General features: G+C 39.5%; 18 protein-coding genes. 8 read left to right on the top strand and 10 right to left on the bottom strand.

The genetic code is table 11. The features are described 5' to 3' along the window. Positions 1–269: 269 nt before the first annotated feature. From M1F26_RS07555 to M1F26_RS07545, 3 genes are all read left to right on the top strand, one after another. Positions 270–4,934: a tetratricopeptide repeat protein gene (locus M1F26_RS07555; RefSeq protein ID WP_227528927.1), complete on the top strand. Its 4,665-nt coding sequence runs from the start codon at positions 270–272 to the stop codon at positions 4,932–4,934. 250 nt (positions 4,935–5,184) lie between these two features. Further along, a complete protein-coding gene (locus M1F26_RS07550) occupies positions 5,185–7,221 on the top strand; it encodes a hypothetical protein (RefSeq protein ID WP_140172353.1) in 2,037 nt (678 codons plus the stop codon). A gap of 303 nt (positions 7,222–7,524) precedes the next feature. Continuing rightward, the gene (locus tag M1F26_RS07545; RefSeq protein WP_140172352.1) at positions 7,525–8,151 is read left to right on the top strand and encodes a hypothetical protein; all 627 of its coding nucleotides are present in this window, start codon (positions 7,525–7,527) and stop codon (positions 8,149–8,151) included. A gap of 72 nt (positions 8,152–8,223) precedes the next feature. Here M1F26_RS07545 and M1F26_RS07540 read toward each other — a convergent pair whose 3' ends face one another. Together M1F26_RS07540 and tctD are read right to left on the bottom strand one after the other, a co-directional pair. Then, positions 8,224–9,651 carry a sensor histidine kinase gene (locus M1F26_RS07540; protein WP_140172351.1) on the bottom strand — a complete coding sequence of 476 codons (1,428 nt, stop codon included), beginning with the start codon at positions 9,649–9,651 and terminating at the stop codon, positions 8,224–8,226. Next, positions 9,648–10,316, bottom strand: coding sequence for a transcriptional regulator TctD (gene tctD, locus M1F26_RS07535; protein WP_004257247.1), 669 nt, complete (start codon positions 10,314–10,316; stop codon positions 9,648–9,650). The genes M1F26_RS07540 and tctD overlap by 4 nt, the downstream gene beginning before the upstream one ends. Positions 10,317–10,625: 309 nt before the next feature. Between tctD and M1F26_RS07530 the strand changes: the two genes are divergently transcribed. From M1F26_RS07530 to M1F26_RS07520, 3 genes are read left to right on the top strand one after another with little or no spacing between them, the layout of a single operon-like run. Beyond that, the gene (locus M1F26_RS07530; RefSeq protein ID WP_004257243.1) at positions 10,626–11,600 is read left to right on the top strand and encodes a Bug family tripartite tricarboxylate transporter substrate binding protein; all 975 of its coding nucleotides are present in this window, start codon (positions 10,626–10,628) and stop codon (positions 11,598–11,600) included. An 11-nt stretch (positions 11,601–11,611) separates the two neighbouring features. After that, positions 11,612–12,043, top strand: a complete 432-nt coding sequence (locus M1F26_RS07525) for a tripartite tricarboxylate transporter TctB family protein (protein ID WP_094962691.1) — start codon at positions 11,612–11,614, stop codon at positions 12,041–12,043. An 11-nt stretch (positions 12,044–12,054) separates the two neighbouring features. After that, on the top strand, positions 12,055–13,563 hold the full coding sequence (locus M1F26_RS07520) for a tripartite tricarboxylate transporter permease (RefSeq protein WP_140172350.1): 1,509 nt from the start codon (positions 12,055–12,057) through the stop codon (positions 13,561–13,563). Positions 13,564–13,624: 61 nt separating this feature from the next. Here M1F26_RS07520 and M1F26_RS07515 read toward each other — a convergent pair whose 3' ends face one another. Continuing rightward, positions 13,625–13,888, bottom strand: coding sequence for a hypothetical protein (locus M1F26_RS07515; protein ID WP_140172349.1), 264 nt, complete (start codon positions 13,886–13,888; stop codon positions 13,625–13,627). Between the two features lie 183 nt (positions 13,889–14,071). Between M1F26_RS07515 and M1F26_RS07510 the strand changes: the two genes are divergently transcribed. Next, positions 14,072–14,521, top strand: coding sequence for a hypothetical protein (locus tag M1F26_RS07510; RefSeq protein ID WP_140172348.1), 450 nt, complete (start codon positions 14,072–14,074; stop codon positions 14,519–14,521). Positions 14,522–14,573: 52 nt separating this feature from the next. Here the strand turns inward: M1F26_RS07510 and fabB are convergent, their stop codons facing one another. After that, the gene (gene fabB, locus M1F26_RS07505; protein WP_140172347.1) at positions 14,574–15,788 is read right to left on the bottom strand and encodes a beta-ketoacyl-ACP synthase I; all 1,215 of its coding nucleotides are present in this window, start codon (positions 15,786–15,788) and stop codon (positions 14,574–14,576) included. A gap of 201 nt (positions 15,789–15,989) precedes the next feature. Here fabB and mnmC point away from each other — a divergent pair, with 201 nt between their 5' ends. Further along, complete coding sequence (gene mnmC, locus M1F26_RS07500) at positions 15,990–18,029, top strand: bifunctional tRNA (5-methylaminomethyl-2-thiouridine)(34)-methyltransferase MnmD/FAD-dependent 5-carboxymethylaminomethyl-2-thiouridine(34) oxidoreductase MnmC (RefSeq protein ID WP_140172346.1); 2,040 nt, start codon at positions 15,990–15,992, stop codon at positions 18,027–18,029. Positions 18,030–18,047: 18 nt separating this feature from the next. Here mnmC and M1F26_RS07495 read toward each other — a convergent pair whose 3' ends face one another. The 6 genes from M1F26_RS07495 to prmB all read right to left on the bottom strand — a co-directional run bounded on the left by M1F26_RS07495 (position 18,048) and on the right by prmB (position 22,618). Next, positions 18,048–18,566 (bottom strand): GNAT family N-acetyltransferase, encoded by a 519-nt coding sequence (locus tag M1F26_RS07495; RefSeq protein WP_239354234.1) that lies wholly within the window; start codon positions 18,564–18,566, stop codon positions 18,048–18,050. Positions 18,567–18,635: 69 nt separating this feature from the next. Next, positions 18,636–18,908, bottom strand: coding sequence for a YfcL family protein (locus M1F26_RS07490; RefSeq protein ID WP_004257217.1), 273 nt, complete (start codon positions 18,906–18,908; stop codon positions 18,636–18,638). Between the two features lie 28 nt (positions 18,909–18,936). Next, positions 18,937–19,485, bottom strand: coding sequence for an elongation factor P hydroxylase (locus M1F26_RS07485; RefSeq protein WP_004257212.1), 549 nt, complete (start codon positions 19,483–19,485; stop codon positions 18,937–18,939). Positions 19,486–19,502: 17 nt separating this feature from the next. Beyond that, positions 19,503–20,306, bottom strand: a complete 804-nt coding sequence (locus M1F26_RS07480; protein ID WP_004257209.1) for a TSUP family transporter — start codon at positions 20,304–20,306, stop codon at positions 19,503–19,505. Positions 20,307–20,481: 175 nt separating this feature from the next. Further along, a complete protein-coding gene (gene aroC / locus M1F26_RS07475) occupies positions 20,482–21,570 on the bottom strand; it encodes a chorismate synthase (protein WP_140172345.1) in 1,089 nt (362 codons plus the stop codon). 115 nt (positions 21,571–21,685) lie between these two features. Next, a complete protein-coding gene (prmB, locus tag M1F26_RS07470; protein ID WP_004257202.1) occupies positions 21,686–22,618 on the bottom strand; it encodes a 50S ribosomal protein L3 N(5)-glutamine methyltransferase in 933 nt (310 codons plus the stop codon). Positions 22,619–22,662: the final 44 nt, after the last annotated feature.

Genomic DNA, 22,662 nt, shown 5'->3' with positions numbered 1-22,662 from the left:
GTTTATTTCCCCTTCATATTCCTTACCATTAATACTTTGTGACATTTTAAATCCCTCTCAAATCACCTTTAATTCGCCCACCATTGATATGATTTATCGAATTACCGTTTTTCAGATAGAGGATAATCCGATTGAATCTTCTGGAATTCCAATTAGACTTAAGCAAAATTAAATACCCCTTTAGGAGTATTAACTCCACTCAATAAGCCGTGATAATGCGATAAACCTAAATGGATCGTGGCAAGTAACCACCATAATAAGGAATGACAATGACTAAGCCGTTCAAAGTTGGGTTGTTCATATTGATAATAATTGCTGTAGCCATTGGCATTTATTTCATCAATACCACCAACTCATCCTCTCCCTCACAATTAGGCTACGACTTATATCAACAAGGTGAATCTCAAGCTGCATTTGAACAATTCCAAAAAAACGCAGATAAAGACTCACAATCCGCTTTTGCCTTAGCCATGATGTATAAAGAGGGTATTGGCACAAAAACTGATGATGTGGCAGCCCAAAACTGGCTAATTAAAGCGGCGGAAGATAACAATAAAAATGCATTATATAACCTTGGCTTTTTTCGTTATAAACACCTAATAGAAGACACTTCTACTGATGAAAACGGTTTAATTTCTTTAACTAAAGCGGCTAATCTCGGTGTCAAAGAAGCACAAGAAATGATTGGGGGTATTTATTTAGCTGATAAATACGAACAAGTTCCACAAAATATCGAACTTTCTCGCCAATATTTTACGTTGGCTTCTAACCAAGGCTCAAAACTGGCAAAATTTGCTTTGGGCTATATCGCTCATGACTTTGAAAATGACAGTAAGAAAGCCGTTGAAATATTAACACCGCTTGTCAGCAACGACTTTCCCTTACCCGCGATGTTACTCGCGTCGATATATGAAGAAGGTGGTAACGGCGTACCACCAAATCCGCTGTTAGCCAAAAAATATGAACGCCTCTCTTTTTCCTCTGCATTAGAATACATTTCTGACGCAAGTGAATTAGAGCCAGGGGCTTTATCATTGTATGGTTCACAAACAGAAGAAGAAAAACAAAAAGTCATCACTAATTTAGAAGAACGGGCGAGCCGTGGTGATGAGAACGCCATCTATGCTTTGTACCAAAAATATATGACCGGCGATGGCGTGCGGAGAAATAAAAACCGTGCGATAGTTTATCTGCGACCGCTTGTGGAAGCTAAACACCCTAAAGCCTTATATTTAAATTACAAAGCTGACACCGACCGCATTCAGGATTTAACTGATGCCGCTGATGGCCAATACCCTCCCGCGATGTATCAAGCCTATAACGTGTATTCTGGCCGTACATTTAGCGATGTTAAGCGAAATGACGCTTTAGCTGAAAAATATCTCACCGCTGCCGCAGATCTTGGCGACTTAAACGCACTTGTTACCATCAACGAGAGAGCAATCTCCAGTTACGATTTTCCAAACAAAAAACTGAGTGGTATTGTCGCCAAATACACTCCTATTTTAATGGAAAAATACCCGAACTCCGCAGATGCTTTAGTGGTAGCAAGTGAAGTTTATAGTGCTAAAGGTAGCCCATTATTTTCGCCAGAAAAAGCCTTCGCTGCTTTAGAAAAAGCAAATCGCATAGACCCCACTTATGATGCTCAGATGCAATTAGCGCGTTATTATATTAATGCTTTTGGTACTAAGCAGGATGTGCAGAAAGCCGCTAAATTACTCATCGACAACCTTAATGAAAACGATTACCCATCAACAGCCGATCGCTTATTAGTTCAAGTATATTATCGCTATGATATTAAAGCACTTATCGATGAAAAAACGATTGTCGATATCCTCAAAAACGATGTCATTAAACGCGAAAATTACGCCTTAGCTTATTTGTATGCTGACTATTTACTAAAAGAAGATGCAGAGAAAAATAGTGATCAGGCCTTTGATTTATATGAAAAATCAATCAAACAAAATTATAATAGCCAGGTTTATTATGCTGCAGCATTATTAAAATACCGGCCAACAGAAACCAATAAAATAGCTAACCTAATAGTCAATGTGCTCCATTCATCTCAAGCACAAGCCGAATTACTTCCAAGTCAGTTACAAATCGCTAAAGATATTTTATTAAAAGCAGGTTTAAATCGCGCTGACACAAAAGCGTTATTAGTCAAAATGGCTTTATATGATAACCATGCTGAAGCTCAAAAATTAATTGAACCGCTGATTAATAATGATGCTGATATCACCTATTTATATGGGATAAACAAACTCACTCAATTAACTAATGTTGATACCTTAAGTGATGCTGAAATAAAACCATTGTACGATTATATTTTAAAAGCTGCAGAATTGGGTAGTGCATCTGCTTATTTATATATCGCGCAAAACCTTGATGGCGTTACTTATCACAATGATAAGGCGTATTACAAATCTCGCTTCCAGCAAATTACTGGGCTTACCGCAAAAGATTTAGTTCCTCAATATAAAAAATGTGCGCCACTCAAAAATAACCGCTGCTTATATGAATTAGGGGAAATATATCAAGAAGGTAACTACGGCGAAGATGCCAATTATGATACCGCCCTTTTCTATTACAACCAAATTTCTGACCCTGATTTTAGCTTTTTAAAATCACGTAAAAGAGAAATTGAAAAAGCCAAAGCTTCATTTGCCAATATTCAACTAAAAGCGAAACAGAATGACCCTGATGCGTTACGTACGCTCGCCAATGCTTACAAATATGGTAATTATGGGCAAAAAGTCGACCAGAAAAAGTGGCTTGAATATTTAGAGAAAAGTGCAAAATTCAATCAAGAAAGTGCACTTGAAGAACTCATTGATTATTACCAACAGGATCAATATCTCAATGCAAATAAAGCAAAAATCCTAGGTTATTACGACCAATTAGCAGCGATTGGCAGTAAAGACTATACCCGTAAACTGGCACATCAGTATTTAAATGGCAGCCAGCTTGTTGAGCCTAATCGACAAAAAGCACGTGAGTATTACCTTAAAGCAGGAAGCTGGGGCAATGAATTCATCAAATATATGGATGATTATGACATTGGCATGAAAATGCTCAATGAAAGTCCTTCAGCAAAATACAAAGTGGGTCGAGCTTATTTCTATGGCCAAGGTGTCAAAGAAGATCGCCTTGAAGCGGCTAAATACCTGAAACAAGCTAGTGATGAAGGTAATGACCACGCAATCGCTCTCTATAGTGAGATGCGATATATGGGCGTGCTAAATGAAGAAAAAAACGCTTGGGTAATGGAACCTGACTGGGATGAGGCCATCGTTTATTTACGTAAACATTCGAATCCAAAACGGGTTGATGATTATATTGAAGTCTATGAAACTCTCGTTGTTCCTGCCAAAAAAGGCGATACCTCTGCTTATATTAAACTCGGGGATTGGTATAGTTCGCGCGGTAGAGATCTCGCGGCGCAAGATTGGTATAAGAAAAGTATCAAGGCTGGCAATTTAGCCGCTTATCAACCGCTTGATTCGGTTACTAAGGATAACCAAGAAAAACGCCAGAATTACGTTGAAGGTGCAGCAAAAGGTGATTTGTTCTCTAAAGTTCAACTAGCCAGAACGTATTTATATGATAACAAAATTCTCTCTGGCTCTCCTGAATATGATTTAGCCATTCAATATCTACAAGAGGGTATGAAATCAGCTGATGATAAGGTTTCTAATAATGCCTTCGATGCATTGGTGGATTTGTATCGAGATGGAATTAAAGATAAAAAAAGAGAGCTTAATCGCCCTAAAGACGAACAAAAATATTTAGCGCTGCTGCTAAGTGAAGAAAACACTCGTACCAAAGCTTTAATTAATCTGTATTACTATTACGTAAATAGTGATAACGCTAAAGCCTTAACTTATTTACAACAAGCTTACGATAAAGGTGATTTAGCCGCAACGGAGAAACTCTATCAAATCTACTATCCTGGCCAATATTGTGGAAACAGCGATAATGTGGATATGGATAAAGCAAGCCGGTATTTGAAGGAATGGATTGAAAAAAGCAATTTCCAGAAAAATACCGACAAACACTATATTCATTATCCAGAAAGTCTTTCCAAAGAGATGGGAACCCTCTATTTAAAAGGCGATTGTGATATTGATAAAAATATTAACAAAGCCATCGAATGGTATCAAATTTCGTTAAATTACCACCCAACTCACGCACTTGATGCAATTTATCAGGCTTATGTAGAAAAAGGCGATGCCAAGCAAGCCTATTACTATGCATTACAACTTGATAAAAAACCAAGTTCTATTGAGCTAATGGATACACTTTCAGCCCAAGATAAACAAGCAATTGAAAAACAAGTTGCCGATGAAAAAGCCTATGAGAAATATGGTCGTTTCGCCGAGCAAATTGAAAAGCAGCGCATCGAAGCTGAGGCAGGCGACAAAATGTCAGCCTTCTCATTAGGTATCGCTTATGCACGTGGTGAACGAGTGCCTGAAGATACCCAAAAGATGATCTATTATTATGAATTAGCAGGGAAAAATGGCTATCCTCGCGCTTATAATATTTTAGGTAATCTTTATCGTAAAGATAATGAGCGCGGTATAGAAAAAGACTTCCCGAAAGCGCTTTATTATTTTGATTTAGGCGCACAACAAAATGACAGTAACACCGCTCATTTAGCCGGGGATATGCTCTATTTTGGCCAAGGTGTGCCAAAAGATTATGTCCGTGCAGCAAAATATTACGATATGACAGACCTCGAACAAGGTACTCACCATGCGATGGCAAAATACAAACTTGCTTATATGTATTATAACGGCTGGGTCGGTACCAAAAGTAAAGACGATATCCAAAAAGCCCATGATTACCTTGAACTTGGCGCAAAATACCAAGACAAAGACTCAATCAACGCACTAAAAGAGTGGGATTTTAGTCTAATTAACCAATAATTGAATTATAAAGGCGCTAACTTCCTTTAGCGCCTTAACCTATCTACAATTATCATTTTTATATCTAAATAAAACAATATCATTCCCTCCACTTATGAGATTGCTAAAAATTTCATTGCTAATAATTTAAATTATACTAATCGCATTTTTATATAAAATAAAAATTAGTCTACTTCTTATTGTTAGATTATATTTTATTGGCATCTATATATATGCAAATTTCAATAACCATTAACACGGAGTGTTTACTATGAGCTCTACATTTAATAAAAATCGGGCATCATTAGGAAGTATAAAAAACCAAAACATATTTAAAGAAATAGACTATTCAGCAACCTTGTCAATTAGAAAGAAACCATCAATAAATGTCGTTTACCTAGAAGGGGTATATGAGCACATAAGCAAAAATTCAGAACACAACAAAAAAATATTTAATAATTTGTTAGCTAAAATTGATAATTTAAAAGATATATTTAAGATGGGTAAATCTGATGAATGGTACAAATTACAAGAGTTAGAACTTAAACTTATCGAACAAGCTGACAAGCAGACAAAAAATTTTGAAGTATTACAAAAGTTACATAGTAAACACACAAAAATGGAAAATTATTATACATTACCTATAACCTCGTCATCTATTAAACTTAATACCTTCGACTTAATTGAGCAATATAAAGCAGACTTATTAAATCTACTGAGTAATATGAGAGAGAAATTTATCTTACCTGATAACATTTCTTATCACAAGAACCCGATTATTCAAAATGCTATAGGCACAGAACTTGATCAGTTTAATTCTAATCTAAACGATAGCTATCAATTGTCTCAGCAATACACACAGAAAATGACTGAAAATGTGCAAAATAGGTTTTTACTCATGGAAAAAACATTCTATGCAGAAGGTCATATGAATGATTTATATACCGATGCCAAGAAAAGTAAAAGCAACATAGAACAGCTGCTAAAAGAACTTAACAGCAATAGCATAATGCATTCAACAAGTAATCATACAGTCGATAAGTTAATAAAATGCACAACAAAATTAAACACCCAATATACAGAAATTCAATATTCACATGATAGTTTTGATAAAATCAAAAACTTTGAATACTTAGATGATATTCATAACCACTTTGAACAAGATAAAGACTTTTACCTTAACTATCAGGAGAGCGACTACCAAAACAATAAAGAATTTAAATTATTAACTGAATTAAACCAGTCAATTAGTAACTTAAAAAAAATAAAAATTAATGCTCAAAAAACATTGGATAATCACATACTCCCGATTGATAAATTATTAGAACTTACTCCTGATAGACAACAGAAATACCAAAAAGACATTGATAATAAATTAGAAACATTATTCAATAAACTTGAAGCGCGTATCAATGTAGAAATAAAAAAAGAAGCGGGTTTATATTACGACCAGTCTACATATTTAATTAATCGTTCCCAGTTAGAAAAAGACATATTGAGTGTAAAAGAAGATTTAGCCAATTATATTATTGAAAATAGGACATTAGCTCAAGAGAAAAAAACTCATGATAGCATTGAAGAATTAACAACTCAGTTTCATGATGAATTCCTTAGAACAAAAACACTCCAAAAGTTTGTTAGTTTAGAATTAAACAGTCACTTATATCCATCTTCTAAACCAAGTAAAATAGGCTCTTATGCCAATAACGTTGGTGATAAAAAAGATAACATATATATGCTAGCAGTAGAAAAAAAACTATTAAAAAATGAATTAAATAATTTAATTTCTAACATTCATATAAAGATCCCTTTAAAATCAACTTCGTCTGCTGTTGGTGAAGATGCATATTATCAAACAGTTAAAGGAAAAATGTATACATTATTAGACTTAACTGAACAGTTAGGGAGTTTAACTAAAATGTACAGTTCAAAAGAACACTCAGAGATACTAGAATATATCAATGATATTCATTCGTTAGAAAAACAAATTGTTCAGACAGAAAAAGAGATTTCTCAATATATTTATACTCATTCAGAAAATAAAGACAAAAAATCAATTTCCTCAGAAATAACACCATTAATTATTGAAATCATGAATAAAAAATCAAAAATAATGTCAATTAAAACTCGCATTAACGAGAGAGCTGATGAATTCAATTTCACTGATGGTAATGGAAATAATAAAGACTTTGAATCCTTATTATCATCTATCATGGCTGAATTTCCACAAGACACAATAATTAGCGATGTATACGACCAACCATTGCATAACAAATCAATGCCTGTATTTATCCCATTACGGGATTAACACGTATTTTTATTTTCACTAGATTTGTATTTTACTATTATTTAAACCACCTACTGAATTAGGTGGTTTCTGTTATCATGGCGCTTGGCTGGCTTTAAATGCGACTCTAACCAATAATCCATTAAGTAATTTACTTTTTAATAATTGAGGTTCAGAACCATGATAGTTAGCAATATTTCAAATGATATCAACAATACTTCCATACCAAATAAAAATTAGTCACCTAATTTTAAGTAGGTTATATTAATTAACTACGACCACAGTAATGAAATATTTAAAAATTATTAACATGGAGTGTTTACTATGATTTCAAATTTAACCCTAAATACGAACCAAGAGTTACAACAAAGTGAAAACAATATCAATATATCTGAGGTTTTACGTGAGAAAGAATATCTAACCGCAGTAAGAGATGACTTTATTTCTAACGTATATAATCATGTCCCATTAAAATCTGTCACATCTAATGTCAGCGAGGAAACCTATTGTCAAACGATTAAAGATGCATTGCTAGATATCACTAATCAACGCTTACAATTAAACAAAATACAAAAATTGAAATCAGAATCTGTTGATACTACATATTTACAAGAAGAAAAACTTGCTAGTGCAAAAAATGATCTAGTGACATACATTCAAGAGCACTCAGAAAATAAAGATTCAAATTTGATTTCCCAAGACATATCGGCTTTGCTTGATGAAATATACAACACAGATTTAAAAATAGAATCAATCGAGACATTTATTAATGAAGTAAAAAATGACACAGCGCTAGCTATAGCTAATATATTTCTTAATGAAGACAATAAGTTAGATTCAGAATCATTATTATCATCCTCAATAGCAAGCCTCGAACAAAACACAATAACCTGTGATTTCAAACACGAACCTTCAAATAACACGCTATCGCAGATATTAATATCAATGTGAAACTAAACGTATCTAGCTTTTACTGCGTTTAGACTTTGTCACCAGAGAAACGCCTTAGTAAGGGCGTTTGTCTTACCACGGCGCTTGGCTGGCTTTAAATGCGATTCTAACCAATAATCCATTAAGTAATTTACTTTTTAATAATTGAGGTTCAGAACCATGATAGCTAGCAATATCTTTCACAAGCGCCAGCCCAAGGCCAGCGCCTTCCTTACCTAACGCATTATTTAAACGAGTAAAGGCTTCCATAGAACGGTTAATTTTCGCATCTGGGATCCCAGGACCAGAGTCTTCAACCTCTAAGACCCAATGAAGATGGTCATCACTGCTGACCACTCGAACGGTGACCACTCCATTTGCAGGCGTGTATTTAATCGCATTATCAATTAAATTTGCACACATCTCAGCCAATAAAATAGGCTCTCCCTTTATCCATGCTACGTCTAACCCTTCATAGCCTAAATCAATATTTTGGCTTTCTGCCTGCGCTAAGCGGGTAAAACACGTTTGATGAACAATTTCCACTAAATTAACTGCACGATATTGCGTGATGGCTTCTTTTTCATGTGCTTTTAAGCGAGATAACTGCAAAAGCCTATCCGTCAAAATGATCGTATTATCGAGGGTTTTATCAATAGCTTGTAAACTTTGTTGCCGTTGACTTTCGTCTGCACTATTAATGGCAACCGAAACTTGGGTTTTTAGTACGGTTAAAGGTGTTTTTAATTGGTGAGATGCATCTGCACTAAAGCGTTCTTGTCGTCTAACCATCCGCTTTAGGCGAGAAATATAACGGTTTAATGCATCAATTAATGGCGATAAATCCGACCACGGCAGTAAATCTGGCAAGGGTGTTAAATCATTGGCAGAACGGCCTAACATTAAGTGAGATAATCTTTTCAACGGTGCCAGCAGCTTACTAAGTAGAATATAGGCAAGCACCATGGTTAAAAGTACCACGGTACCTTGGCTCATCAAGGCAGAAATTAATAATTGATTAGCGAGATCTTGCCGCGAATAGACCGTTTCCGCAACACGAATTTCAACCATCCCAGTGATGCCACCTTCATTAATCGGTTGATAAAACGCAGCAATACGAATAGGTAAACCTTTATACTGTGCATCATAAAAATAAACTAGCGCAGTATAGTGCTGTGAACGCATCCAATAAGGGGGAATTGGCGGTAAGTCGTCATAACCAGAGATAGTTTCACCGTCAGGAGAGATAACTTGATAAAAAATTCGGTCATTATTATTTAGTTCGAAACTATCGAGCACCACATAAGGCACATTCACCGAGAGATGCCCATCTACCACTTGTAAGCGTTCTGCAACTGTTCGAGCTGAAGCTAGTAACGTTCGATCATAGGCTAAATTTGCAGCATTTTTTGCACTGTAATAGTGGGTATAAACCGAAAAACTCCCCAACAAAATGAGGGGGATACCGAAAAAGAGCAGTAACTGATGAAAGAGAGAGCGTGGATGAGCGACTAATTTCATACACTACACTGCTCTAATCGGTATCCCAATCCGCGTAAGGTATTGATGTTAACATCCGAACCGGCAAGTTTTTTTCTTACACGGTGAACATATAACTCAATACTTTGTAAATTGGCTTCATCTGACAGCGAAAATACCTGTTCAAATAATTGCATTTTAGAAACAGGCCGACCTCGTCGATGAAATAGGGTGTTTAACACCGCATATTCCCTTGGTGTTAAGCCTAACGGCTCTTCGCCTAATAAAAAATAACCGTCCTCATGGTAACTAAGTAAACCAAACTGTTGTGACTCATTAACTTGCCCTTGGCTACGCCGTAATAAAGCACGAAGACGCGCTTCTAATTCCGCAATATCAAAAGGTTTCGTCAGGTAGTCATCAGCCCCTGCATTTAACCCTTGTACACGGTCGGCTACGTCGGAATTCGCCGTTAGTAACAAGACGGGGGTTTCTTGATGCCGTTTGCGCATTTGCGCCAATACCTCAAGCCCACTCATTCTCGGAAGTGATACATCTAACACGACTAATTCATAGCGTTCAGTTTGTAATAGCTGGTCTGCTATCGCACCATCACTAGCAAGGTCAACCGCAAACCCAGATGACGATAAGGCCTTCTGTAACCATAATGACAACTCGTCATGATCTTCAACCAATAAAATTCTCATTCCGCATACTCATTATAATTATTTATCAGTATACGTTGGCATTCCATTGAATGAATGGAAAGCAAATGTGCACATTTTTACTGTGTCCATCACAACTATTGCTAACAAACACTATTAACGTGATTAATTTAACATTAAATTAACATAACAAAAAAGTAAAAATACAAAACAATCTGATATATATCACATAAAAATAATAATATTTGTTAATGAAAGGTAAATGAAAGCTTCATCGGGCGATGATGCCATACCAGCACAACAAGCAGTAATAATATATACCTCTAATTATTGTCTTAGTAAGGAAAAATAATGAAAAAATTCACCCAGACGGCCTTAGCAACAGCAATATTTTTAGTTGGCATCAATCAAGCAAACGCCCTACCCGAACGTACAGAATGTATTGCCCCCGCCAAACCTGGAGGCGGTTTTGATTTAACCTGTAAGTTAGTACAAGTGTCTCTTCTGGAAACCAAAGAAATTGAAAAACCAATGCGAGTGACCTATATGCCAGGCGGTATTGGTGCCGTTGCTTATAACGCTATTGTCGCACAACGCCCTGCGGAACCCGGCACCATTGTTGCTTTCTCAGGAGGTTCCTTACTCAATCTCGCGCAAGGGAAATTTGGTCGTTATAACGAAAACGATGTTCGCTGGCTCGCCAGTGTGGGAAGCGACTACGGTATGATAGCCGTACGTGCCGACTCACCTTATAAAACCCTGAAAGATTTAATGGATACCTTCAAAAAAGATCCTAACAGCATCGTATTTGGTGCGGGAGGGTCTATTGGCAGCCAAGATTGGATGAAAACGGCCTTATTAGCCAAAGCCATTGATATCGACCCACGAAAAATGCGTTATGTGGCCTTTGAAGGCGGCGGTGAAACCTTAACTGCATTACTGGGCAACCATATTCAAGTCCTTTCAGGGGATATCAGTGAAATGACGCCATATATCAATGAAGGTAAAATTCGTATCCTTGCTGTTTACTCAGACAAGCGCCTTGGTGATGGTTTATCAGATATTCCAACAGCAAAAGAACAAGGGTATGACATTGTATGGCCAATCATTCGTGGTTTCTATATGGGGCCGAAAGTCTCCGATGCTGACTATAACCAATGGGTCGAAGCCTTCCAAAAACTGCAACAAACCGACGAATTCAAAAAACAACGTGAACTGCGTGGTTTATTTGAATACAACTTAACCGGGCAAGAACTCGATAGCTATGTCAAAAAAGAAATCGAGCAATATCGTGAACAAGCCCGTGCCTTCGGTTTAGCTAAATAACGGAGTGAACGATGAGCCAACGCATATTTGCCATAGTTTGGCTAATACTGTGTGCTATCGGAATTTATATTGGTTGGGGGATCCAAAGTGAATTTAGTTATGAACCACTGGGCCCCCGCCCTTTTCCGGTTGTCATACTCTCCTTAATGGCGCTTTGTGCCCTTGCCTTATTATTTGGCAAGCAAGAAGCCGTTGAGTGGCCAAAACCCTATGTATTACGTCGTTTAGTTTTATTAGTTGTTGCACTTGTTATTTATGCATGGGCTTTTGAATGGTTAGGGTTCCCGATTGCAACCAGCTTACTCACCATCAGTATCGCCCTGCTATTTGGTGCGACACCTATCGCCGCGATTATTTCGGGCCCGGTCTTAGGTATCTTTTTGTTCTATGCCTTTGATAAATGGCTAGATGTAACCTTGCCTATTGGCAGCCTGCTAAGTTAAGGAGCGAAATCATGGAAACTTGGATGTATCTATCGCAAGGTTTCGAGGTCGCACTGGTTCCTCAAAATATCTTGATCGCCTTAATTGGCTGTTTTATCGGTACAATCGTGGGTATGCTTCCCGGCCTTGGCCCAATTAATGGTGTCGCTATTTTGCTACCATTGGCCTTTGCCCTGAAATTACCCGCCGAGTCCGCATTAATTTTACTCGCCACGGTTTATTTAGGTTGTGAATATGGCGGACGCATATCATCAATCTTACTCAATGTCCCTGGTGATGCCGCTGCCATCATGACCACCCTAGATGGTTACCCTATGGCAAAACAAGGGAAAGGCGGGGTTGCTCTCTCAATTTCTGCCGTCAGTTCATTTATTGGTTCAACGATTGCAATTGTAGGGATAATTTTATTCGCTCCCTTGCTTGCTCAATGGTCACTCGCCTTTGGGCCTGCCGAATATTTCGCCTTAATGGTTTTTGCTATCGCTTGCTTAGGTAGCATGATGAGCCAAAACCCAATCAAATCACTATTGGCTGCATTAATGGGTTTATCACTCGCCACTGTGGGAGTGGATGCCAACTCTGGGGAATATCGTTTTACGTTTGATAGCGTACATTTATCGGATGGCGTGCAGTTTATCGTCGTGGTTATTGGTTTATTTTCTGTTAGTGAAATTTTATTGATGCTCGAAGGCACTGCAACAGGCCAAGGTCTGATCCGTAAAACAGGCAGAATGCTATTCAATCGCAAAGAAGCCAAAGCATGTGCTGGCCCTGCTTTACGCTCTTCTTTTGTCGGTTTCTTTGTTGGCGTTTTGCCGGGAGCGGGTGCCACCATTGCCAGTGCTATCACTTACATGACGGAAAAGAAAATCAGTGGTGAAAAAGGCGATTTCGGTAATGGCGATGTCCGAGGGGTAGCCGCGCCTGAAGCCGCCAATAATGCCTCTGCGTGTGGGTCATTTATTCCTATGTTAACTCTTGGTGTTCCGGGCTCGGGAACAACAGCAGTAATGATGGGTGCCCTAACGCTCTATAATATCACCCCAGGCCCTGGTATGTTTACAGAGCAACCGGATATTGTTTGGGGGTTAATTGCTGCTCTGTTGATTGCTAACGTGGTTTTGCTCATCATGAATATTCCATTAATTGGCTTATTCACTCGCATGTTAACGGTTCCGTTATGGTTTTTAGTCCCTGCTATTGCTTGCATTTCTGCTGTCGGGGTATATGCCGTTCATAGTACGACATTTGATTTATTACTCATGATGGGGCTTGGCGTATTTGGGTTTATATTACGTAAAATGAACTTCCCACTTTCACCATTAATTTTAGGGTTTGTACTGGGTGAAATGTTAGAACAAAACTTACGCCGTTCATTATCTATCAGTAACGGTAGTTTCGATATTCTTTGGAGCAGTACGATTTCTCAAAGCTTATTAGTTCTAGCGGTATTAGTGCTAATTTTGCCACCGATTATAAAGCGTATTCGTAAACGTAAACAATCCACTGTCTCATCGTAATTACGTGTTCATACAATCTCTGTAAAACTTTGCCCCAGTGTGATTTTGGGGCATTTTTTTATTAATCAGTAGAAAGTTTTATATAACGAAGTAAAACCACATTGTTATCATGAGCTCCTTCACCATAATAGACATTCTTTGATGGTGAACTAATGGTAGTACTTGGCCGTTTTGGTGCATTTCTATGTAGTGGAAATGGATTTTCAATATTATGTATTTTGCTAATCAATCTACTAAATTTACTGCGGATATAACGAGATAATGCCGCACCTAAAATTTTAAAGTCCTGTTTCCAAATAGCCGTATGAAACCTTGTTACACTCATATGATTTCCTCTAATCAACTAAACATTGAGTCAATATCATGTCACTATTTTAGGCAGAAAAATTTAATAAAATGACGAATACTCATTCAATCATTAATAAACCACGGATTCAGATAATGACGATGTATTGAATAACCTCAATCAATTATCTTAGCCATCTCATTTATTAAAACATAAAACACAATGTTCGATAGATTACTTTTTGTCCTTTTTAATATCCAGCCAAAACCGTTAGCATATACTCGCACTATTGATGTCCATAGTGACTGTTACACAATCCATAGTCAGAAACCTGTCACTATCACGGAAAAAGACAGTGGTTATATCCAAATAAAAGCATTGGGTAAAATGCATATTTTTTGTGGGGAAATGTTGCTTATCAGCGTAAAGAAAAATACCACACTGGTGACTATTGGCTGGTCGAAAGATAAAAGCCAAATATTTGAAGTGCGTAAAAATGTGAAAGAAACTGCATATCGAGTGAATTCAAATAATTCGAGTTCAAGCTACACGCCCCCTTATTATGACAGCTCATCCAGTGATAATAATCACCGCTCAAGCAACCATTATTGTTCTAGTTCAGATTGCTCATCGTCCGATTCAGGAGGCGGGGACGGCGGAAGTAGTGATTAAAAAAAACGAGAACCGAAGTTCTCGCTTATTTAATACGTTAGCCTAATACAAATTATGCTTTGTATTTGCTCATCACTAATGTGGCGTTAGTTCCACCGAAACCGAAACTGTTAGACATGACTGTTTCCAGCGCTTGTTCGGTTGGCTTAGTCACGATATTCAAGCCCGCAGCTTTCTCATCTAGGTTTTCGACGTTAATACTTGGCGCAATAAAGCCGTGTTCTAACATCAGTAAGCTATAAATTGCTTCGTGAACACCCGCAGCACCTAATGAGTGGCCACTCATTGCTTTCGTTGCTGAAATTGCTGGAGAGTTGCTACCAAACACTTCTTGAATCGCTTCTAACTCTTTCGTGTCACCCACTGGCGTTGAGGTACCATGTGTATTGATGTAATCAATTTTATCAATACCTTGCATCGCCATTTGCATACAGCGCACCGCACCTTCTCCTGATGGAGCAACCATGTCTGCACCGTCAGAGGTCGCACCATAGCCGACAATTTCAGCGTAGATATGTGCACCACGCGCTAACGCATGTTCTAATTCCTCGACAACAACGATACCACCACCACCTGCGATAACGAAACCATCACGGTCTTTATCGTAAGTTCTTGATGCTTTGTCTGGCGTCTCATTGTATTTAGTCGACAATGCGCCCATCGCGTCAAACTCACAGGTCATTTCCCAGCTCAGTTCTTCACCGCCACCAGCAAAAACCACATCCTGTTTGCCTAATTGAATTAACTCAACCGCATGGCCAATACAGTGCGCTGATGTTGAACAAGCAGAACTGATGGAGTAGTTCACACCTTTGATTTTAAATGGCGTTGCTAAACAAGCAGAAATACCTGATGCCATTGCACGAGTCACCATGTATGGGCCCACACCACGCAAACCTTTAGCACGCATACCGTCAGAACCAGCAACTTGGTTACGTGGAGAACCACCACCAGAGCCAACAACGATACCTGTACGTAAATTTGAAACTTGTTCTTCTGTTAAACCTGAATCCGCAATCGCTTGTTCCATCGATAAATAAGCATAGGCGGAGCAATCACTCATAAAACGGAAAATTTTACGGTCGATTAAATCTTTTGGGTCTAAATTTTTAACATTACCCCAGACATGGCTACGCAGCCCTGCCTCTTTGAATTCTTCTGAGAAAGTGATCCCGGAACGACCTTCCTTCAGAGAAGCCAGTACTTCTTCCTGGTTATTACCAAGGCTGGAAACAATACCTAGACCAGTGATGACTGCACGCTTCATTCGTTACCTCATGTCTATAATTATATGATTGCGGGATTACAGGTTGTCACTTTAGCTTACACTTGTACGCTGAACAAGTCCGATCAGGGTAAATATTTGTATTTTTTTCTTTATGACGCCAATAAGACTTTTTTATGACGGTAGCCTTACACCCATATCAGCGGTAAAATTTAGGAATTAAATAAAGAATGTAGGCTTATCGTGAAAAAGAACGCTGTACAAACCGCACGCCTGAGCTGGAATGACGAAGGCACCCCCATGTCTGAACAGTTTGCAGATATCTATTTTTCTAACCAAGATGGCTTAGAAGAAGCTCGCCATGTGTTTTTGCAAGGAAATCATTTTCCTGAGCGCTTCGCGACGCACCCTTTCACAACCTGTGTAATTGCCGAAACCGGGTTTGGTACTGGATTGAATTTTTTAGCATTATGGCAATCTTTTAAACAATTTAAAGCCGAAAATCCAAACGCAAAATTGCAACAATTACATTTTATTAGTTTTGAAAAATACCCATTAACACAATCTGACTTAATGACAGCCCACCAATGTTGGCCTGAACTTAGCAGCTTCTCACAATCCCTTTGTGAAAATTGGCCACAAGCCTTACCGGGTAACCAGCGGATCATGTTAGAAAATGGCAGTGTGATATTAGATTTATGGTTTGGTGATGTAAATGAGCAAATATCTTTACTAAAAAACAATTTAAACAATAAGATAGATGCTTGGTTTTTAGATGGTTTCGCTCCCTCAAAAAATCCCGAAATGTGGAGTGAACAACTGTTCACTAATATGGCAAAATTCGCCCGCCTCAATGGAACTTTTGCAACATTTACCGTGGCAGGTTCCGTTAAACGAGGCCTTCAACAAGCTAGCTTTACCCTTAAAAAAGTCAAAGGCTTTGGTAACAAACGAGAAATGTTAACTGGGGTCTTAGCTGAAAAAGAAATTGATATCCCAACCCCTTGGTTTGCCAGAAAAAGCGCAGACAACCCAACTGATATCGCTATCATTGGTGGTGGGCTTGCCAGTTTAACAGCGGCCTACGCCCTTCATAACCGCGGTGCTAAAGTCACCTTATACTGCCAAGATACACAAGTTGCACAGAATGCTTCGGGCAATCGCCAAGGGGCTATTTACCCCTTACTCACCGGCAATAACGACCCACTCGAACGTTTTTTTGTCAGCGCTTTCCCTTTTGCTTCTCGTTTTTACCATCAATTAGCGAAGCAAGGACTCTCGTTTGAAGGGCAATGGTGTGGCGTGAGCCAATTAGCCTATAACGACAAAGTGGCTCGCAAGATAGCAGGAATGCTAGGAACCGAATGGCCAGCTGATTTTGCTATTGGTAAAAGTCGTCAGCAACTGAGTGGTATTTGCGGCGTTGATGTCAACCATGATGGCATTCATTATGCGTCTGGAGGATGGCTGTGCCCTGCCCAGCTTTGTGAGAGTTTACAACAATATTTACAACAGCTGGGTATTACCTTCTGTTTTGAACATAATGTCGTTGAATTAAAACAAACAGAACAAGATTGGCAGTTATTAATTGAAACCGCACAACACAAACAGCTAACACGTGTTCACTCAACTGTCATTATTGCTAATGGGCACAAGCTGCGCCAATTTGCTCAAACCGTTAATTTACCTATTTCGCCTGTGCGTGGGCAAGTCAGCCATATTCCAACCAATCACACCCTACAACAACTGAAAAATGTTCTGTGCTTTGAAGGCTATTTAACCCCTGCCGATGCCACGGGTACACAACATTGCTTAGGTGCTAGCTACCAACGTGAACGACTTGATTTCGATTATAGTGAAGAGGAACAGCAAGGGAACCGCCAAAAGCTGGTTGATAACCTACCCGATGTAACTTGGCCTAAGGATATCGATATTTCTCAGCAACGTTCACGCCAAGGTATTCGTTGTGTTATTCGCGACCATTTTCCGTTATTAGGCAATGTGCCTGATTTCGAACAACATGTGGCACTCTATCACAATTTGCCCACTCAAATTGCCAAAGAACAGCCTATTGCACTCGCTCCAGTGCACCCAAATTTATTTATTTTTGGTGCATTAGGGTCAAGAGGGTTATCAACCGCACCACTTTGCGCAGAATTGCTTGCGGCGCAAATTTTTGGGGAAGTACTCCCCCTAGACGATGAAACTCTTGCAGAACTCAACCCAAACCGTTTTTGGGTAAGGAAATTATTATTAGGTCGCCCTATTAAACTCCCTTATTAATACACTAATATTAATACACTAAGTTAATGAGATAGCCATTGCACAACGGTCTTTAGCATCAAACCCTGCATCGACCTCAGACTGTAAAATAGCCTGTAGTTCGGTGGTTAGCTCATTATCTTCAAGAATTTTAAAGCCCAAGCGTTGGTAATAAGGTGCATTCCAAGGCACATCGCGGCAAGTGGTCAATGTCACTACCGTGATATTCCGTGCCAAAGCAGCACCAAGTACCTGCTTAATCAGCTTTTTACCCAGCCCGCGTCCTTGCCATTGCTGGCAAACAGAAACCTCACAAATATGCAGGCTAGTATGATGATCTTCAGCATTGATAAAACCAATTGGTTCATCACAATCATTCACTGCTACCCACTCTAATTGCTCAGAAATAAAATCGAGGTGGTCTTGCTCCGTTTGCCCATCACCTTCAGCAAGCCATTTATATTTTTCAATACTCATAAATGCCTGTCCTGCGGAGGCTTCCACCGGAGGAAGATATTTGGCATCAAGGGGGGTTGCTAAACGAATATTCGCCATCATTTTTACTCGCAACAAAATTTAGCTAACAAAAAAGCGGGTTTCCCCGCTTTTCATACAGAACTCAACAAATTAAATGGCGTTATTTAATAAGTTTTTCCACATATCTAAAACCAGTACTTGGTCTGGTGGTGTCAATTCGCCAGCTTTGATGGCATTTTGAATACTGACTTCGACACGTTGATATAATGCTTCAGAACTGGTTTCGTTTTCTTCTTCCAGTTCAGCCACAGCAAGGGTTAAGTGACCACGCAAATAGCCGCCAGCGAAGAGTTCATCATCGCTCGCGTGTTCAACCATATCATCAATTTTCGTTAGTATGCGTGTTTCTAAATCCGCAAGCATGCTTAATCCTTACTTAAATGTGTGTTCATTAGGCAAAAATATCTTCCGGATAAGGAAAAGCTTCTGCACAAAGAGGTGGCGTATTGTAAAACAATTGTAACGCATTAATAAAGCGTAATGGCCGTTCAGGGATGCCATTTTCTAAATAAAGCATGACTTGTGCATGAACTTTGCGCATAAACGCAATACGATCAGGCTCAAAATCCCCCTCTAAGTTGTCACAACTGACATTAAATGGAATGCCAACGGCAACACAAAACAGCCAGTCCAACGCTTGGGGCTTGATTTCCACCACTTCAAACTCACACTGTGTTTTTTCATCTCGCCCATCTGGGCAATACCAATAACCGTAATCGACTTGCTGACGTCTTGCCTCCCCAGCAATACACCAATGTGAGATTTCATGCAGCGCACTGGTGAAAAAGCCGTGTGCAAAGACGATACGGTGATAAGGCACAGCCTCATCTGCGGGTAAATAAATGGGTTCATCATCCCCTTTTACCAGCTTCGTGTTATATGTCACACCAAAACATTCATCAAAGATATTGATTAGATCCTGATAATTATGTGTACTCATGAATAATTTAAATCATCTTAAAATAATGAGAGAAACCAAGCTTTAATCACGTCACCATGGCTATCATGGAGTAATTTAATACTCATCAGTAACGAAATCACCACGATCATCGGCCTGATCAGTTTTTGTCCTTTGGTTAAGACCAAACGCGCACCTAAACGAGCGCCAACCATTTGGCCGATTAGCATAACAAAACCTAAGGCCCAAAGAACATGACCCCCGATAATAAAGAACACTAAAGAGCCAAAATTAGAGGCAAAATTAAGTAACTTCGCATGCGCGGTAGCTTTGGCAAGATTATAACCAAGCAACAAAACATAACCCAATGCCAAAAATGAACCGGTTCCGGGACCAAAGGCACCATCATAAAAACCCAGCGTCATCCCAATTGCCACCCCGAAGAAAGGCATACTGATACGCTGTTGGCGGTCTTGTACACCAATTGATGGCGTCAATAAAAAGTATAAGCCGACACAAATCACCAAGATGGGTAATAGCTGTTTTAAGAACGCGGTATCAATCATTTGAATGACAATCGCACCCAGCATGGCACCAATCATGGTCATAATGAACGGAAACAGTTGTGCTCGTAAATCTATGGCTTTTCGCCTGACAAAATAGAGCGTTGAAGAAAACGAACCGCCAACCGCTTGCAATTTATTGGTTGCTAAAGCTTCAACTGGAGTTATTCCCACAGATAACAGGGCTGGGATCGTTAATAGCCCACCGCCACCCGCGATGGAGTCAATAAACCCTGCAAACAGCGCAACAAAGAAGAGTAAAGCATAAACTTCAGGTGCAACGGCAGTTAGCCAATCCATTTTACTATCCAAAAAGAAGTAATATCATGATGTTGATGTGAATATATCGCCAATCAGGTTTGGTGGTATCACAACCTAGATGAGGTATTTTTAGGAGGCTTCATCCGAACCTTCATCATCAACTAAGCGACCTTATAGGCCGCTCAGTTGTCACTACATAAACACAGTAAAACGGTTACTCAAACGGTTCCATTGCTGGCGTTACATCCGCACATTGGCCACGATGACGTAAATAGTGGTCCATTAGAACAATCGCCATCATCGCTTCCGCAATTGGTACCGCGCGAATGCCTACACAAGGGTCATGACGCCCTTTGGTGATCATTTCAACTTCTTCACCATCACGGTTTAGTGTTTTACCTGAAACGGTAATACTGGATGTCGGCTTTAACGCAATATGTGCAATGATAGGCTGGCTGCTGCTAATACCGCCTAAAATGCCACCTGCATGGTTTGAGGTGAAACCATTACGGGTAATTTCATCACGGTTTTCGCTGCCTTTAAGCGAAATAACACCGAAACCATCACCAATTTCCACGCCTTTTACCGCATTAATACTCATCAACGCATGAGCGAGGTCGGCATCTAAACGGTCAAATACCGGCTCACCTAAGCCCGCAGGCACATGCTCTGCAATGACGGTAATTTTAGCGCCAATCGAATCACCTTCTTTCTTTAAACCACGCAATAATTCGTCAAGTGCTTCTAACTTGCTTGGATCAGGACAGAAAAACGGGTTTTCTTCGACAATTGACCAGTCTTTAATTTCACAAGCGACTGACCCCATTTGCGTTAAACAACCATGAATTTGCACACCAAGCTTTTCTTGTAGATACTTTTTCGCAATCGCCCCTGCCGCAACACGCATAGCTGTTTCACGTGCTGATGAGCGACCACCACCACGGTAATCTCGCTGGCCATATTTTTGTTCGTAAGTGTAGTCTGCATGACCGGGCCTAAAAACATCTTTAATCGCGCCATAATCTTGCGAGCGTTGGTCGGTATTTTCAATCAGTAAACCAATACTCGTGCCCGTTGTCACACCATTAAACACACCAGATAAGATTTTGACTTGGTCGGGCTCCCGACGCGCTGTCGTATAACGAGATGTTCCTGGACGGCGACGGTCTAAATCTTTTTGTAAATCTGCTTCTGTCAGTGCTAAGCCAGGGGGAACCCCATCGACGATGCAACCTAATGCAACCCCGTGTGACTCACCAAATGTGGTTACGCGGAAAAGTTGCCCAATTGAATTTCCTGCCATCGGAGTATCCTATTCTAAGCCATTCTTGTTTTACTAAGAATTTTGGTTGTTAATTATTATATCGTTGTGTCGTTATTATTGATTACATGATCTTGGAACATCACGCAACTGTTGATTAATCGATATAAAGCTCAAAATGTGCGTGGTGCTCAACAAGTTGCTCACGTGTTAACATAAACACACCATCACCGCCGTATTCGAAGTCCAGCCAAATAAATGGAATTTCAGGGTATTGTTCAATTAAATGAACCATACTGTTACCCACTTCGCACACTAACACCCCTTCTTCCGTCAGAAAACGCGGGGCATTCGCTAAAATACGGCGTACCAGTTTCAAACCATCACTTCCAGCAGCCAGTGCTAATTCAGGCTCGACACGAAACTCTTCTGGTAAATCGTCCATATCTTCCGCATCAACATACGGTGGATTCGTCACGATCAGGTCATATTTAACCTCTGGCATATCACGGAATAAGTCAGAACGAATCGGTATCACACGGTGTTCTAAACCATGATTGGCAATATTTTGTTCAGCCACCGCCAGCACATCACTTGAAATATCAACCGCATCGACTTCTGCATCAGGGAACTCATAAGCACAAGCAATCGCAATACAACCACTTCCGGTACATAAATCAAGAATGGTTTGCGGTTCATCAGCCACTAAGCCAACAAAGTGGTTATTGATTAACTCACCAATTGGCGAGCGAGGGATAAGCACACGTTCATCAACATAAAATTCATGACCACAGAACCATGAACGATTTGTCAGGTATGCAACTGGAATACGCTCATTGATACGGCGTAAAACACGCTCAATAATACGGTGACGCTCTGTTGGCGTTAAGCGGGATGTTAATAGTTCATCGGGCAGGTCTAGAGGCAAGTAAAGTGTTGGTAACACCAATTGTAGCGCCTCATCCCATGGGTTATCTGTACCGTGGCCATAGTACACATTAGCCGCATTAAAGCGGCTCATCGTCCAACGCAAAATATCTTGAATGGTATGAAGTTCTGCAACGGCTTCATCAACGAAAATCTTTTCCAAGAAGGGGTTCTCCAGCCTGTATTTTGAAAGGGAATATATGAATA

The organism is Providencia sp. PROV048, assembly GCF_033688165.1.
Taxonomy (GTDB): Bacteria; Pseudomonadota; Gammaproteobacteria; order Enterobacterales; family Enterobacteriaceae; genus Providencia; species Providencia hangzhouensis.
Note: the sequence above shows the minus strand (reverse complement) of the source record. Positions and strands in the feature narration are given on the sequence as shown.